Annotated in this window: 14 protein-coding genes; 8 read left to right on the top strand and 6 right to left on the bottom strand. The window is 60.0% G+C overall.

What is annotated here, in order from left to right; all coding sequences use genetic code 11:
* Window positions 1-60 precede the first annotated feature (60 nt).
* From GOX63_RS12600 to GOX63_RS12580, 5 genes are read left to right on the top strand one after another with little or no spacing between them, the layout of a single operon-like run.
* The gene (locus GOX63_RS12600; protein ID WP_254435940.1) at window positions 61-558 is read left to right on the top strand and encodes a flagellar basal body-associated FliL family protein; all 498 of its coding nucleotides are present in this window, start codon (window positions 61-63) and stop codon (window positions 556-558) included.
* A 9-nt stretch (window positions 559-567) separates the two neighbouring features.
* Complete coding sequence (locus GOX63_RS12595; protein WP_170326325.1) at window positions 568-1167, top strand: hypothetical protein; 600 nt, start codon at window positions 568-570, stop codon at window positions 1165-1167.
* Window positions 1164-1739, top strand: coding sequence for a MotE family protein (locus GOX63_RS12590; protein WP_170326324.1), 576 nt, complete (start codon window positions 1164-1166; stop codon window positions 1737-1739). The genes GOX63_RS12595 and GOX63_RS12590 overlap by 4 nt, the downstream gene beginning before the upstream one ends.
* Window positions 1740-1774: 35 nt before the next feature.
* On the top strand, window positions 1775-2644 hold the full coding sequence (motA, locus tag GOX63_RS12585) for a flagellar motor stator protein MotA (protein WP_170326323.1): 870 nt from the start codon (window positions 1775-1777) through the stop codon (window positions 2642-2644).
* On the top strand, window positions 2641-4785 hold the full coding sequence (locus GOX63_RS12580; protein WP_170545873.1) for a hypothetical protein: 2145 nt from the start codon (window positions 2641-2643) through the stop codon (window positions 4783-4785). Before motA ends, GOX63_RS12580 begins: the two co-directional genes overlap by 4 nt.
* Before the next feature lie 67 nt (window positions 4786-4852).
* Here GOX63_RS12580 and GOX63_RS12575 read toward each other — a convergent pair whose 3' ends face one another.
* The 3 genes from GOX63_RS12575 to betB form a co-directional block, all read right to left on the bottom strand.
* Complete coding sequence (locus tag GOX63_RS12575; protein ID WP_170326321.1) at window positions 4853-6196, bottom strand: MmgE/PrpD family protein; 1344 nt, start codon at window positions 6194-6196, stop codon at window positions 4853-4855.
* On the bottom strand, window positions 6193-8634 hold the full coding sequence (locus GOX63_RS12570; RefSeq protein ID WP_170326320.1) for a GcvT family protein: 2442 nt from the start codon (window positions 8632-8634) through the stop codon (window positions 6193-6195). Before GOX63_RS12570 ends, GOX63_RS12575 begins: the two co-directional genes overlap by 4 nt.
* 120 nt (window positions 8635-8754) lie before the next feature.
* Window positions 8755-10209, bottom strand: a complete 1455-nt coding sequence (gene betB, locus GOX63_RS12565) for a betaine-aldehyde dehydrogenase (protein ID WP_170326319.1) — start codon at window positions 10207-10209, stop codon at window positions 8755-8757.
* Window positions 10210-10401: 192 nt separating this feature from the next.
* On the opposite strand from betB, the gene GOX63_RS12560 reads away from it, so the two are divergent.
* Window positions 10402-10731: a hypothetical protein gene (locus GOX63_RS12560; protein WP_170326318.1), complete on the top strand. Its 330-nt coding sequence runs from the start codon at window positions 10402-10404 to the stop codon at window positions 10729-10731.
* 13 nt (window positions 10732-10744) lie between these two features.
* Here GOX63_RS12560 and GOX63_RS12555 read toward each other — a convergent pair whose 3' ends face one another.
* Together GOX63_RS12555 and trhO are read right to left on the bottom strand one after the other, a co-directional pair.
* Window positions 10745-11248, bottom strand: coding sequence for a potassium channel family protein (locus GOX63_RS12555; RefSeq protein ID WP_170326317.1), 504 nt, complete (start codon window positions 11246-11248; stop codon window positions 10745-10747).
* Window positions 11249-11322: 74 nt separating this feature from the next.
* Entirely contained in the window at window positions 11323-12228 is a 906-nt protein-coding gene (gene trhO / locus GOX63_RS12550) for an oxygen-dependent tRNA uridine(34) hydroxylase TrhO (protein ID WP_170326316.1), read from the bottom strand.
* A 116-nt stretch (window positions 12229-12344) separates the two neighbouring features.
* Between trhO and pncA the strand changes: the two genes are divergently transcribed.
* Entirely contained in the window at window positions 12345-12938 is a 594-nt protein-coding gene (pncA, locus tag GOX63_RS12545; protein ID WP_170545870.1) for a bifunctional nicotinamidase/pyrazinamidase, read from the top strand.
* On the opposite strand, the gene GOX63_RS12540 is transcribed toward pncA, so the two are convergent.
* Entirely contained in the window at window positions 12935-13375 is a 441-nt protein-coding gene (locus GOX63_RS12540) for a hypothetical protein (RefSeq protein WP_367646715.1), read from the bottom strand. The two genes, pncA and GOX63_RS12540, sit on opposite strands and share 4 nt — an antisense overlap.
* 250 nt (window positions 13376-13625) lie before the next feature.
* On the opposite strand from GOX63_RS12540, the gene pncB reads away from it, so the two are divergent.
* Window positions 13626-14918: a nicotinate phosphoribosyltransferase gene (gene pncB, locus GOX63_RS12535; protein ID WP_170326313.1), complete on the top strand. Its 1293-nt coding sequence runs from the start codon at window positions 13626-13628 to the stop codon at window positions 14916-14918.
* Window positions 14919-14921 lie beyond the last annotated feature (3 nt).

Genomic DNA, 14921 nt, shown 5'->3' with positions numbered 1-14921 from the left:
TAACAATCGGTTAGTCCCTGCCGGGTTATGACGATTGCAGAACGCACAAATGAGGACGTCATGACTGACGCGACTGCAGAACAGGCAGAACCCACGGAAAAGGCTGGGAAAAAGGGACTGATCGTCGGAATGATTCTGGCCGTGGCCGGGGCGGCAGGCGGGTATTTCCTGACCACGTCCGGAATGCTGCCTTTCGGCGGCAAAGCCGCTGTGGAAGGCGCCAAGGACATGGATAAAGGCAAGTCGGTCAAGGCGTTGCCGCAGGTGGGTTTCGTCGATCTGCCGCCGGTAATCGTGTCAGTAAACGCAGGCGATTCGCGGCATCTGAAGTTTCACGCTCAGCTTGAGGTGAACAACGAATACGCCGCCGACGTCGAGAAGATGAAACCGCGAATCATGGACATCCTGAACGGCTATCTGCGCGCGGTCGAAGTATCTGACCTTGAGGATTCGCTGGCCCTGATGCGCATCCGCGGCCACCTGCTGCGGCGCATTGAAATTGTCGTCGGCGAGGGGCGCGTGCGCGATGTCCTCGTGATGGAATTTGTATTGAACTAGGAGGCGAAATTGGAGCTGATTGCAGATATTTTGCTGGTCGCCGGCGCGCTGGGTGCGGGTCTTTATTGTTTTGTGCTGTCCCGGCGGCTCAAGCGGTTCACCGATCTGGAAAAGGGCGTTGGCGGCGCGGTTGCCGTCCTGTCGACCCAGGCCGATGAGCTGAAAAAGTCTCTCGGTGCGGCGCGTGATGCGTCGGACCAGTCCGGTGAGGTCCTGAAAGAACTGACGCTGCGGGCGGAATCGGTCGCCCAGCGCCTTGAGCTGATGATGGCCTCGATGCATGACGTCGTTCCGCCAGAAGAAAAGGCCGCGAAACCGGCCGAGTCGGAACCTGCCAAACCCGCAAAAGAGACAAGCGCAACACCTGAGGCGGATGAGGAAACAACCGCAGCAGAATCGGAAGCCACGCCTGAGTCGAGCGAAAAGCCTGCAGAGCCGGAAGACAGTGTTGAAGCGGCCGACAAACCCGCAGCACTAGAAGACACCGATGAAACATCCGACAAACCCCCAGAGCCGGACAGCGAAACACCTGCCGCAACTCCGGCCAAGCGACCCGACGGTCTGATGTTCTTCCGACACACCCGGTCTCGGGATGAGGCCACGACATGACCCGCAAGCCAACCGAAAAACGCCCAAGGAGCGGCGTGCTGGCGGTCATCTCGTTGCTGATGATCGGATCCGCCACGATTCGCATTGGGTTGGAAGCCGGTCCTGCGCTGGCAAAAGGCGCCGAACCATCAATGCCCGAAACCAAGCAGACACGGGTCGAATTGCCCGGGGCTCAGGTTTTGCTGACCGAGTTGCTGCGCCGAGAAGAGGCGCTGAAACAGCGTGAGGCGGCCGCTCTGGACAAGGAAAAGGCGCTGGCCATTGCCGACCAGGCGATCGAGACCCGCCTGGTTGCGCTGCAAGAGGCCGAAGAAACCCTGCGCGAGACGCTGGCCATCGCCGAAAAGGCCGCCGAGACCGACCTGACACGCCTGACGGACGTTTACCAAAGCATGAAACCCAAAGACGCGGCCGCCCTGTTTGAAACGATGGATCCGAGCTTTGCCGCCGGCTTCCTGTCGCGGATGCCGCCGGATGCGGCCGCGGGCGTTCTGGCCGGGCTGAGCCCCGAAGCCGCCTATACGATCAGCGTCATCATGGCTGGCCGCAACGCCGCGGCGCCGCAGGAATAAATTCAACCCGCACAGGACTTTGCTGGAGACCACCCATGATCGGATTAATCGGAATTGTCGTCATTTTCGCCATGGTGTTCGGCGGCTATCTGGCTGCGGGCGGCAAGATGGCCATCATAATGAAGTCGCTGCCGTTTGAGATGATGATGATCGGCGGCGCGGCTGTTGGGGCCTTTATGATCAGCAACGACATGAGCGCCGTCAAACACACCCTCAAAGACATGGGCAAAGTGTTCAAAGGCCCGAAATGGAAGCCCGAGGACTACCGCGACCTGCTGTGCCTGCTGTTTTCGCTGATCCGCGTCGCCAAGGCCAATCCGGTCGAGGTCGAACAACATATCGAAAACCCGGAAAACTCTGCTCTGTTCTCGGCCTACCCGAAGATTCAGGCCGACAAGGAAGCGGTCGACCTGATCTGCGACACGATGCGCTCCGCATCGATGAACTACGACGATCCGCATCAGGTGGAAGAGGTGCTGGAAAAGCGGATGGAGGCGAATTTCCATCACGCCATGCATTCCAGCCATGCCCTGCAGACGGTTGCGGATGGCCTGCCCGCCTTGGGCATCGTGGCCGCGGTTCTGGGGGTGATCAAGACGATGGGCTCGATCGATCAACCGCCCGAGGTTCTGGGCAAACTGATCGGCGGTGCGCTGGTGGGGACCTTTCTGGGCGTTTTTCTGGCCTATGGCCTAGTCGGCCCCTTTGCCGGCAAGCTGAAGGCGGTGGTGGAAGAGGACAACCATTTCTACCAACTGATCAAAGAGGTTCTGGTCGCCAACCTGCACAACCACAACGCCGCCATGTGTATCGAGGTCGGGCGTCAGAACACGCCGACCCATAACCGCCCGGATTTCACCGAGCTTGAAGAGGCGCTGAAAGAACTCAAGCAGGCGGCGGCATGACCCGGTTTGCGCTGATTGTTTCGGCCCTGATTGCGGCGGCCACCAGTGCCACCGCGCGGGATGTGACCGTACGCTCGGGCGAGCATGACGGCTACACCAGACTGGTTGTTCAGGTGCCGCCAAACACCGGGTGGGTTTTGAAACAGACGAAGAACGGCGCGCGCCTGAATGTCGCGTTGGAGGATGTGGCGTTTCAGACAGGGGCGGTGTTTCAGCGCCTGACCCAGAACCGCCTGGCGGCCCTTTCGCAGGTCGCACCCGGTGGCCCTCTTGAACTGGAGTTTGGCTGCGACTGTGTCGCCTCGGCCTTTCTGTTCAAAAACACGATGATCGTGGTGGACATTGCGCCCGGCACCTACCTGCCGCCGCTCACAAGCGACATTCCAGCCCCGGTCCTGCCCAAGACCCCCAAAGACGACAAGGCACCCGGGCCGGATCAGAGTATCGCTGCATTGGAACTGCCCTTGTTGAACCTGAACGCAGGCGGATTCGAAGACCAGCTTGCAACCCGTCTTTTGCAAGGCGCTGATCGGGGCATCGTCGATCTGAAGGTTACGCCCGTAGGTCCACGAGCCTCCATCGGCAATCAGAGCCTGCTCATGCCGCCTGACGTAGAACTGAATGTTCAGGTGACCTCGATCTTGGACGACCTGAACGGCCTTTTGGGTCCGGATGTGCCGCAGCTGGAACGACGCCCCCCCTGCGTGTCCAGCGCCGAGTTGGCGTTTGATGACTGGTCCGATGAACGCCCGTTTGCCGAACAAGCCGCGCAGCTGAGGGCGGGTCTGTTTCAGGAATTCGACGCACTCGACAAAACCCGCGCGCTGCAACTGGCCAAGCTTTACGCTTATTCCGGGTTTGGGGCCGAAGCCATCAGAACACTGGGTTTACTGGGCGAGCGGTCATTGGAAACCGAACGTATCGCCGCTATTGCCCGCGTTCTGGATAATGGGCCGCTGAATGGATCGAATCCTTTTGCCGGACTACAGCGTTGTGAAAGCGATGCCGCCATGTGGGCCGCCCTGACCGAAGGCAGCTTGCACGAGGACGCAAATCTGGTGGCAATCGAACAGAGTTTTGCGCACCTGCCGGATCATCTTCGCCGCCATGTCGGGCCGATGCTATCGGACATTCTGGTAGACGGGCAGGAACTGGAGGCCGCCCGGCGCGTTCTGCGCTCGGTGGACCGTGTCGAGACTCAGAGCAGCGCAGACACTACGCAGGCCAAGGCAAAGGTCGCAACGGCCGAACATGATGCCCTCCGGACCGAAACCTTGCTGACCGAAGTGCTTGAGGCACCAGACGCCACACTTGAAGCCCCGATGGCACTGGCTCGGCTGGTTGACAAACGCTGGCAGGAGCGCGGCGCGGTCTCACCGCAAGAGCTGGATCTGGCGGAATCCTACACGGTCGAACTGCGTCGGTCAGAAATCGGCCCGATGATGCGCCAAACCTACGCGGTTGCCCTGAGCCTTGGCCAGGAATTCGATGCGGCGCTGGACGTGGTGGCAGAGCTGTCAGGGGGTGACGGAACCACCGAGACACTCAACCGCGTGGTATTCGTTCTGACCGAACGGGCCGATGATGCCACCTTTCTGCGCCGCGTCCTGAGCCTGTCGCACACCCAGACACAAGGGCTGACAATTGATGCGGCAATTGCAGTTGCTGACCGGCTGGCCGGGCTGGGGTTTGCAAGACAGGCGCAGGCTTTAGCGAAACGCCCTCAGGACAGGCTCAAACGTGGAGAAAGAGCCCGGTTGCGGGCCAGGGCGGCACTGCTGGCCCAGCGCCCGCATCAGGCGATGTTGGAACTGGCCGATGATCCGTCGGAGGAGGCCGCTTCACTGCGGGCCACAGCCCTGCAGGCCGCAGGTGATTTCGCAGCGGCGGGCGATCAGATGCGCGCCTCGGGCCAAGTGGAGGAAGCGAACCGGTTGTTCTGGCTGGCCGACCTGTCCGAGAAGGCAGAACCCGACAGCGGGACGAAGTTCAGCCGTGTTGCGAAAACAACCCTGGGTCTGGCGGCCTCACCCGCACGCGTGCCCGAAAAACCATTGGCCGACGCGGAAGTCCTGTTGCAGGACAGTGTGGAAACCCGGCAGAGGATTGCTGATCTCTTCGCGACATTGAAGACAGATTAAATAGGCTCTAACAAGGGGTTTTCAGAGCGGGAAACAGCCATCCCGCTCTATGGCCGGTGCGCACCCCCTATGGACCAAAAACAAGTGATGACAGGTCGGAGTATCGGGAGTTCGGCGCGACCCAGCCCAATATGACGTTGCAGATCGCTTCGGCACGCGTCGCCCCGATGACCGGGGCCGCGAATTCCATGTATTTGTCAATCACCTCATCCCGACTGAATGGAACCTCGGGGCCGCCGCGGGCGTGGATGTCTCCGGACTTCAAAACTTGCCCATCGGTGGTTGTGATGCTGACATCAGCCCAGCGGCCTTCGGGGAATCGGTCGTTGTGGCGATCAGCCTCCGCCACCTGGATGCGCGCCGTCAATTCCGCGACAGCCGGATCAGACAGCCCGGGGCCGGAAATGTGCTCGACCCCGATTCGGCCGTAAATGGCCTGCACGGCCACGGCAAAGGGCAGAGAATACTGGGCCTGAGACGTCGTACCCGGCATCCCCGAATACAGACAGGCCGCCTGATGGAAACTGTTGATCTGAATAGATTGAATCTGGTCATGGGACAGCGTGTTGTCCCGCATCACCGCCCGGACACCATCAATCGCTGCGTGGGCCCAACGGCAAATTGGGTAGGGTTTCACATATTGATGCTCAACCTGCCAGAATTGCCCCAGATCAGCCCAATGGGAGGCGGCGGCCTCTGCTTCGATCGTGATGGCAGGCGCCCCGGTAAAGCCACGCTCGGCCAGAATTGCGGAAGAGATACCAACCAGCGCACCCCAGCCCGAGCCGTCATGCAACATCGTCGGATTGGCAATCTCGCGCATCATCTGGCTGCGGGGGCCGTGGTATTCGGCAATTCCCATCGCCTGCCGCATCTGTTCGGGTGTAAATCCCCGCAGCCGCGCCGCCATCGCCACCACGCCCAACGCGTTCCACGCGCCCGAGGTATGGTAATCGCTGACCGACGCGTGCAACGACAGCCCGGCCCGTCCGGCGATTTCATAACCGGTGATCACCGCGGCCAGCGCTTCGGGTCCGGTCAGATCAGGGCGATGTTCCGCTAAGGCGATCAGCGCAGGCAGTACCACTACCCCGATATGCCCTTTGGTCGGGTTATATCCATCGTGGCCGTCCAGATTGTCGGTCTGAGTTGCGGCGGCATAGGCCGCACCTGCCATGCTGACCGGGCGGCCGTCAAACACCATCCGCGTGCTGTAGGCCGGATCTGAACTTGCATAGAGCAGCGCCGCCGTATCGCGCGCAATGACCCCGGCCTCCATCGGGCCCGAGGCGATCAGGATGCCCATCGTGTCCAGCATCATCAGCGCCGCCGCCTCTTTGGCGCTGTCGGGCATCTGTTCGGCCGGGCGGTTCAGGGTGAAATCGGCAACGTGTGTGAAGGTGTCGGTCATGAGGCGCCCTCCACCACCGATTGGACATCGCGCAACCTGTTTCCTTTTGGATCAAATGGCGGTTCAGCAAGGATCCTGGCCCTGTGCGCCTTGCCGAGGATAAAGACTTCGACCCTGTCGCCCGGGCCAGCCACCTTGGGGTCGGCATATCCGATGGCCAGAGACTTGCCGACCGAGTACCCATAGGCGCCCGAGGTCACGCGCCCCACGGGTGTGCCGTCGGGGGTAAAAATCGGCTCACCGCCTGAGGCATCGGCAACATCAGCGTCGACCTCAAAGATCGACAGAACCTCACGCGCCGGATTGTCCTTGATGGTCAGATAGGCCTCTTTGTGCAGGAACTCCTTGTCCAGCTTGATCAGGCTCGCCAGCCCGACCTCTTGCGGCCAATATTCCTGAGAATACTCGCGGCCCCAGGACCCATAACCCTTTTCGATGCGCAGCGACCCCAGCGCGCGGCCACCGACCGGACCGCCGTTCAGATCCTTTGCAGCGTCCAAAAGCGCTGAATAGAGTCTGATTTGGTCCTCTTCTGCGCAATGCAATTCCCATCCAAGATCACCGGTAAAGCTGACACGGATGGCAAGGCAGGTAACCCCGGCGACCTCGATCATGCGGGAGCGCATGAAGCGGAAACCCTCGTTGCCCAGGTCCGCGTTGGACAGTCGCCGCAACAGATCACGCGATTTCGGCCCCGCCACGTTGAAGCCCGCGATGCGGTTGGTGGCGACTTCGAAGGTGGTGCCATCAGGCAGATCGACCATGTTGAAGAAGCGCTGGTGATAGCGCTCGGCCATGCCCGAGCCGATCATCATATACTCGTCCTCAGCGAACTTGGTGATGGTGAAATCACCGGCCACCCCCCCGCGGACCGAGATGAGCGGGGTCAGGCAGGACCGCCCAACCTCGGTCGGCACCCGGTTGGCGACAAGACGGTCGAGCCACTCGTAGGCCCCTGGCCCCTTGATCACGTAATTGGCGAAGTTCGAGATATCGATGACGCCCACATGATCGCGCAGCATCTGCACCTCGCGCCCCACCGGCTCCCACCAGTTCTGACGGGTGAAGCCGTTGGTTTCCACCGCGCCAGGTTGATTGGCGAACCACAGTGGATGCTCCCAGCCGCAGTTCAGGCCAAAGACGCAGCCCATGTCCTTTTGCATCTGATAGGCCGGGCGCACGCGGGCCGGACGGCCGGCACTGCGTTCTTCGTTCGGGAAGTGGATGGCGAAGCGGTGGGTATAGACGTCCTCGACCCGCGCCTTGGTGAAGGCCTTGTCGGCCCAGTCGCCAAACCGCGCCAGATCCCAGGCGAACATGTCGTATTGCGGCTCGCCCTCAATCATCCATTGCGCCGACAACAGGCCAAGACCGCCCGATTGCGAGAAACCGGGGATGATGCCGGTGCAACAGAAGTAGTTCTTCAGTTCCGGCACCGGCCCCCAGATTGCGTTCGAATCCGGAGACCAGATCATCGGCCCGTTGATCACCCGCTTGACGCCTGCAGTCGCGGCCACGGGCACGCGTTCGGTGGCGCGGATGACGTTTTCCATGATCCGGTCCAGATCGTCGGGGAACAGGTCATGGGCGAAGTCCAGCGGCGTGCCGTTTTCGGCCCAGAACCGCATGTCCTTCTCATAGGCGCCGATCAGCAGGCCGTTGCCCTCCTGCCGGAAGTAGTACTCGCCATCGCGGTCGGCGATTGACGGCAGGCGGCGTCCCAGATTGGCGACCTCATCAATGGTCTCGGTAACAAAATACTGATGCTCGGTCGGTTGTAGCGGCAGCTCGATCCCCGCCAATGCGGCCACCTCACGCCCCCAGAGGCCGCCTGCGTTCACTACCCATTGCGTGTGAATGTCACCCTTTTCGGTGCGCACGATCCACGAGCCATCGGGTTGCTGATCAGTCCCTATTACAGGGCAAAACCGCTCAATCTTGGCTCCCAAAGCACGCGCACCGGCGGCATAGGCCATGGTCACGCCGGACGGGTCCACGTTGCCGCCGTCGGGTTCGTACATGATACAGCGGATGTCGTCGAATTGCGCCAGTGGGTGCAATTCCTTGGCCTGTTCCCGGCTGATCTCATAGAAGTTCAAACCGTAGAACTTCGCCTTGGCCTCTTGCAGGCGCAGCTGGTGCTCGCGATCTTCGGTCTGTGCCAGGTACAGCGAGCCGGGCTGGAACACGCCACACCCCTGCCCGGTTTCCTTTTCCAGCTCTTTATACAGGTTCATCGTATAATGCTGGATACGGGTGATGTTGTTGTTGTCGTGCAGCCCGTGGATATTGGCCGCCGCGTGCCAGGTTGAGCCCGAGGTCAGCTCATCCCGTTCCAGCAAGACGACATCGGTCCAGCCAAGCTTGGCCAGATGGTAAAGGATCGAACAGCCGACAAGGCCGCCTCCGATCACAACGGCCTGAGCGTGGGTTTTCATGGGCGGACCTCCTGCTTGCGAACTATGCGCTTGCAGGAAAGTCAGCCACAGGTCGGGGGCGGCTTATGCTCTGTTCCCGACGTGAAATGTCGGGAACAGAGTTTGGATAGCCGGTTTCGATCAGTAGGGCGCCTCGACATCGTTCATCGAAACGTAAACCGTCTTCATCTCGCTGAAGTGGTTAATCGCCAGCTTCGAGTTTTCACGACCAACACCCGACATCTTGGACCCACCGAACGGCGCCTCAACCGGGGCGAGGTTGTAGGTGTTGATATAGCAGGTGCCCGCCTCGAACCCGGCCACTATACGGTGGGCGCGGGTCAGGTCGTTGGTAAAGACACCTGCGGCCAGACCGAATTCGGTGTCATTGGCGCGGGCCATGACCTCTTCTTCGGTGTCGAAATCCAGCACAGACATGACGGGGCCAAAGATTTCCTCGCGCGCGATGGTCATGTCGTCGGTCACATCGGCAAAGACGGTGGGCTGCATGTAGAAACCGTCGCCGTCGATCCGCTCGCCACCATAGACCAGACGGGCGCCTTCTGCCCTGCCCTTTTCGATATAGCCCAGCGCGATGTTCATCTGGTTTTCGCTAACCATCGGGCCAAAGTTGACCTCTTCATCCAGCGGATCACCGATCTTTGCAGTGGCGAGACGTTCGGACAGGCGGGCAAGGAACTGTTCCTTGATACCTTTTTGCACGAAGACGCGGGTGCCGTTGGAACACACCTGACCCGAGGAATAGAAGTTGCCCAGGATCGCGCCCGACACGGCGTTTTCGACATCGGCATCATCAAACACGATCATCGGAGACTTGCCGCCCAGCTCCATCGTTACGTGCTTCATGCCATCCGCAGCGGCGGCATAGACTTTGCGGCCGGTCGGCACTGATCCGGTCAGAGAAACCTTGGCCACGCGCGGGTCGGTCACCAGCGACGCGCCCACATCGCCATAACCTTGTACGACGTTGTAGACGCCTTTGGGCGCCCCGGCCTCGATCAGGATTTCGGCCACTTGCAGCGCGGACAGGGGCGTGGTTTCCGACGGCTTGAACACCATCGTGTTGCCACAAGCCAGCGCGGGCGCGCCCTTCCAGCAAGCGATCTGGGTGGGATAGTTCCACGCACCGATGCCAACACAGACGCCCAGCGCCTCGCGGATTGTGTAAACGAAATCGCCACCACCCAGCGGGATATGCTCACCGGTCAGCGAGGCCGCCAAACCACCGAAATACTCCAGCGCGTCCGCGCCACTGGTCGCATCGGCCACCAGCGTTTCCTGCAGGGGTTTGCCAGTGTCGTGGGTTTCCAAGACCGACAGGTCATAGTTGCGTTCGCGCATGATGTCAGCGGCGCGGCGCAGAACGCGACCGCGCTCGGTTCCCGACATGGCCTCCCACTTGGCCTGAGCCGATTTTGCACTGTTTAGAGCCTGATTCACGATCTCAGGCGTTGCCGAATGCAGCCGCGCGATGACCTCGCCGGTGGCCGGGTAGATGACGTCGATCGGGGCGCCATTGGTGTCTTCGACATATTCGCCATTGATGAAATGGCTGGCCTTGGGCTGAAACTTCATGCCGCGTCCTTTTCTGTTCGGATGTCCCTTTGGGGGTAGGGAATTGAATGCGTTGGGCACGGATTTAGCTTTTATTGATTTGCCAGTCAATAAAAGCGAAGGCTGGCGGGTTCTTGCCGAGTCAAAGGGGCCTACTCTTGAAATAAAGAGTTAATGTTCCATTTATGTTCTACATAGTCAGAGGATCACCCGATGACCCGGAACATGCGAAATACCGCCCTGAGCGGCCCGTCGAACGACTATCACCTGCTGCCTGTTACCGACCGGCAGATGCGTTATGCCCGCGCCATTGCGGAACAGTCGGCGCTGGACATTCCGGTCGAGGCGCAGCGCGACCGCCGATCGATGTCAGATTGGATTTCGGCCCACAAGCCCCACGATCCGTCCCCCTTTGCCAACTATCCCACGGGCAAACAGGTCGCCTTTGCGGAACGCATTTCGCGCAGCAAACGCAGGCCGATCCCGTCCGAGTGCTTTCGCGACAAACAGATGATGTCGCGCTGGATCGATCACAACAAATAGGCCGGACGCAGGTTCAATGCGGTTGGTGGTTGCGGGAATAGATGCTGACCGCCGCCGCAACGAACATCCCCAACAGCACATAGCCGGTGACGGCCTCGGCCGCCGCAAGCGCGCGGCATAACCCTACGGGGGCCATGTCGCCATACCCAACCGTGGTGAAGGTGACGTATGAGAAATACAGCACGTCCGCCGGCCCTTTGGCACCAAGCACGCAAAGGTCGTAATACCCAAAAGCCCCATAGGCTGCTGCGAACAGGAATGGCACGACCTGTATGAAGGACACGCCCATCAGGAACACCAGACGGCGTGGAGACTTTACCTGCGTCATGTAATACCAGGACTGCGACACGAGCCAGATCACCAACCCGACCGACGTGATCGTTCCGATCGTATCCCCGGCCGCCGCCTCGCTGAGACGGGACAACCCATACCAGGCCATGAAACTGGCCACGATCAGCCCCAGGGCTGCGACCAGAGTCGATTTCCACTCTGCCAGGGTTGTAGGCTCACGACGCATGACACCTCCGATACCGTATGCGCGGAAGGATGATCCGCTTTCCGGCCCAGAGCTGCAATAGGTTTATCAGTAAGTTAGTCGGAGCCCAAATGCTCCTGCCCGCGTTGCCGCGCCAGTTGGATTTGTTTCTGCCGCTCACGGAACCGCGTCTTGTCAGCCTCAGAGGTCTCGTCAATGCACTGATGGCAGGACACACCATGTTCATATTCGGGACGTTTCATGTCTTCGGGCAGGATCGGGCGGCGGCAGCCGTGGCACAGGTTGTGCGGCCCCTCGACCAGCCCATGCCCCACAGAGACACGGTTGTCGAACACGAAGCACTCACCCTGCCAAGTGCTGTCCTCAGCGGGCATCTCCTCGAGATAGCGCAGGATGCCGCCCTTCAGGTGATAGACATCCTCGATCCCCTGTCCCAGCAGAAAGTTGGTGGATTTCTCACAGCGGATACCACCGGTGCAGAACATCGCCACGCGCTTGTTGTGAAAACGGTCCTTGTTCTCCTCCCACCACGCGGGGAAATCGCGGAAACTGGCCGTTTCAGGGTCTATTGCGCCCTCAAACGTGCCAATCGCCACCTCGTAGTCATTGCGGGTGTCGATCACCACCACGTCGTCCGAGCGGATCAGGTCGTTCCAGTCCTCCGGCTCGACATAGTTGCCAACGCGGGCGCGCGGATCGATATCCGGCTGGCCCATGGTCACGATCTCTTTTTTCAGCCGGACCTTCATCTTGCCAAAAGGCGGGTGGTCGGCGGTGGCCTCTTTCCAGTCCAGATCGGCGCAACCCGGCAACGCGCGGATATGCGCCAGAACCGCATCAATCCCGGCACGGGGGCCGGCAATGGTGCCATTGATCCCCTCATGCGCCAGCAAAAGTGTGCCTTTGACCGATTGTGCACGGCACAGGTCCAGCAAAGGGTCGCGCAGCGCGGCGGGGTCAGCGAAACGGGTGAAGTGGTAAAGGGCAGCGATCGTGTACATGCGCGTGATCTAAACCTGCGGGTCCAGTGTCGCAAGACGTTGGATTGATGACCGGCACAAGATTGACGCGCCCGCCCTCGCCCCGTACCGATAGGCAACCCCGAGGAGAACCCGCGATGACCCACGCCCTTCTTGTAATCGACGTCCAGAATGATTTCTGTCCCGGAGGCGCGCTGGCCGTCCCCGGAGGGGATGAGATCGTCGCCCCCATCAACGCCATGATGGAAGATTTCGACGCCGTGATCCTGACGCAGGACTGGCACCCTGCGGATCATTCCTCGTTCGCCAGCAGGCATGACGACAAGAATCCTTTTGACATGAAAGACATGCATTACGGCCCACAGGTTCTTTGGCCGGATCACTGCGTTCAGGGCACCGAGGGGGCCAACTTCCACCCGGACCTGAACACGCATGCCGATCTGGTCATCCGCAAGGGCTTTCGTGAAGGTATCGACAGTTATTCGGCGTTTTTCGAAAACGACCAAACCACACCGACCGGGCTGGAAGGGTACCTGAGAACTCGCGGGATCACAAAACTGACACTGGTCGGTCTGGCTACGGATTTCTGCGTCCATTTCTCGGCCGTGGACGCAGCAAGGCTCGGGTTTGAGGTGACCGTCCGGATGGATGCCTGCCGGGCCATCGATCTGGACGGGTCTCTGGCTGCGGCAGAAACGGCAATGCGGGACGCCGGTGTAACGCTGTCCTAGGGCGCGGTTCCTTCTGACGCCAGATACCTGAGCACCACGATCACAACCACCGCCAGCCCAAGTGCAAACCCAATACGCCCTTGAATCGAGCGTCTTTTGGGTTTGGGCGCTGCGGGTTGCCGCTGTTTCGGTGCCTTGTCCCGAGCCTCCGAGCGGATTTCATCCCGTGGCCGTGCCGTTTTCACGTCGTCCAAGAACTGCCAGAGGTCGAAGGCGCCACAATACTCGCCCTTTACACCTACCGCCCGGATATTGGCGAACAACGCGCGCAGGATACGTTCCCGCTCGGCCGTGTCCTGCGCACGGAAATACCCATGTTCAAGATTGCTTTTGGCCGTTTCCAGACCAAACCCGGCTTCTTCGAATATCAGGCGTATTTTAGGAGATGTTGCGCGCAAGGCCTCGGCGGCATTGGCATCACGAAACAAAGCACGCACCGTCCTGTCTCCGGGCGTTGCAGACCCTGACTTCGTTTTGTCAGCATCAATCGTTACAATATCAAAGTCGTACTCGAAACCCATTCACCGACTAAACCTTGTACTTCCTTCCCCTTCGTCTCACTAAACAATGAAAGTATCATACAATATGCTCTCATTGTGTCGTGACCTTGTCATTGTCTTCGATCCAGCGACTCTTGCCAATCCGCGCACCTATTGATCTAACAACGGAAATCGCAGGAGTTCCCCCATGGTCGATATTGCGACACGCGTGTACAATCATAAATGGAAGATTGACCCGATTGTCCGGTCTTTAATCGACACAGACTTCTACAAACTGCTGATGTGCCAGTCAGTGTTTCGAAATAAGCCCCAAACGGATGTGGTGTTTTCGCTGATCAACCGGTCGAATCACATTCCTTTGGCTGAATTGATCGACGAAGGCGAGTTGCGCGAACAGCTGGATCATATCCGGTCGCTCAGCCTCAGCCGGGGCGAAAGCACATGGCTGCGGGGCAATACATTCTACGGCAAACGGCAGATGTTCCGCTCGGACTTCATGGAGTGGTTCGAGAACATGCGCCTGCCGCCCTATCACCTGGAACGCAAAGGCGATCAGTACGAACTGACCTTCGAAGGCAAGTGGCACGAGGTCATGCTGTGGGAAATCCCGGCCTTGGCGGTGCTGATGGAGCTACGATCCCGTGCGGTACTGAACGACATGCGCCGGTTCGAGCTGCAGGTGCTTTACGCCCGCGCCATGACCCGTGTTTGGGAAAAGATCGAACAACTGCGGGAAGTCGACGGCTTGGGCATCGCCGATTTCGGCACCCGCCGGCGGCATTCCTTCTTGTGGCAGGACTGGTGCGTACAGGCGATGATCGAAGGGCTGGGACCGGCGTTTTCCGGCACCTCGAACTGTCTGATCGCCATGCGGCGCGAGGTCGAAGCGATCGGCACCAACGCCCACGAACTGCCCATGGTCTATTCCGCGCTGGCCGAAACCGACGCGGCATTGGCGCAGGCCCCTTATGACGTTCTCAGCGACTGGCATGACGAACATGACGGCAACCTGCGCATCATCCTGCCCGACACCTATGGCACGCAGGGGTTTCTGGACCGCGCGCCCGATTGGCTGGCGGGCTGGACCGGCATTCGCGTCGACAGCGGCGATCCGGCGGCGGGCGCAGAACGCGCAATCAAATGGTGGAAATCGCGCGGCGAAGATCCAATGCAAAAGCGGGTGATCTTTTCGGACGGATTGGACGTGGACAAAATACGCGAGCTTCACAGCCAATTTGCAGGACGCACCAAAGTCTCATTCGGTTGGGGCACCCTGTTGACCAATGATTTCCGCGGGTTGGTGCCGGACGATGCGCTGGCACCGTTCTCTCTGGTCTGCAAGGCCGTATCCGCCAACGGTCGCCCAACAGTCAAACTGTCGGACAACCCGGAAAAGGCGATGGGGCCGCAGGACGAGATCGAACGCTATAAACGGGTGTTCGGGGTCGGTGCTCAGGAATCAATCGAGGTGATCGTTTAGACC

It is taken from the genome of Ruegeria arenilitoris (assembly GCF_013031355.1).
GTDB lineage: Bacteria > Pseudomonadota > Alphaproteobacteria > Rhodobacterales > Rhodobacteraceae > Ruegeria > Ruegeria arenilitoris_C.
Note: the sequence above shows the minus strand (reverse complement) of the source record. Positions and strands in the feature narration are given on the sequence as shown.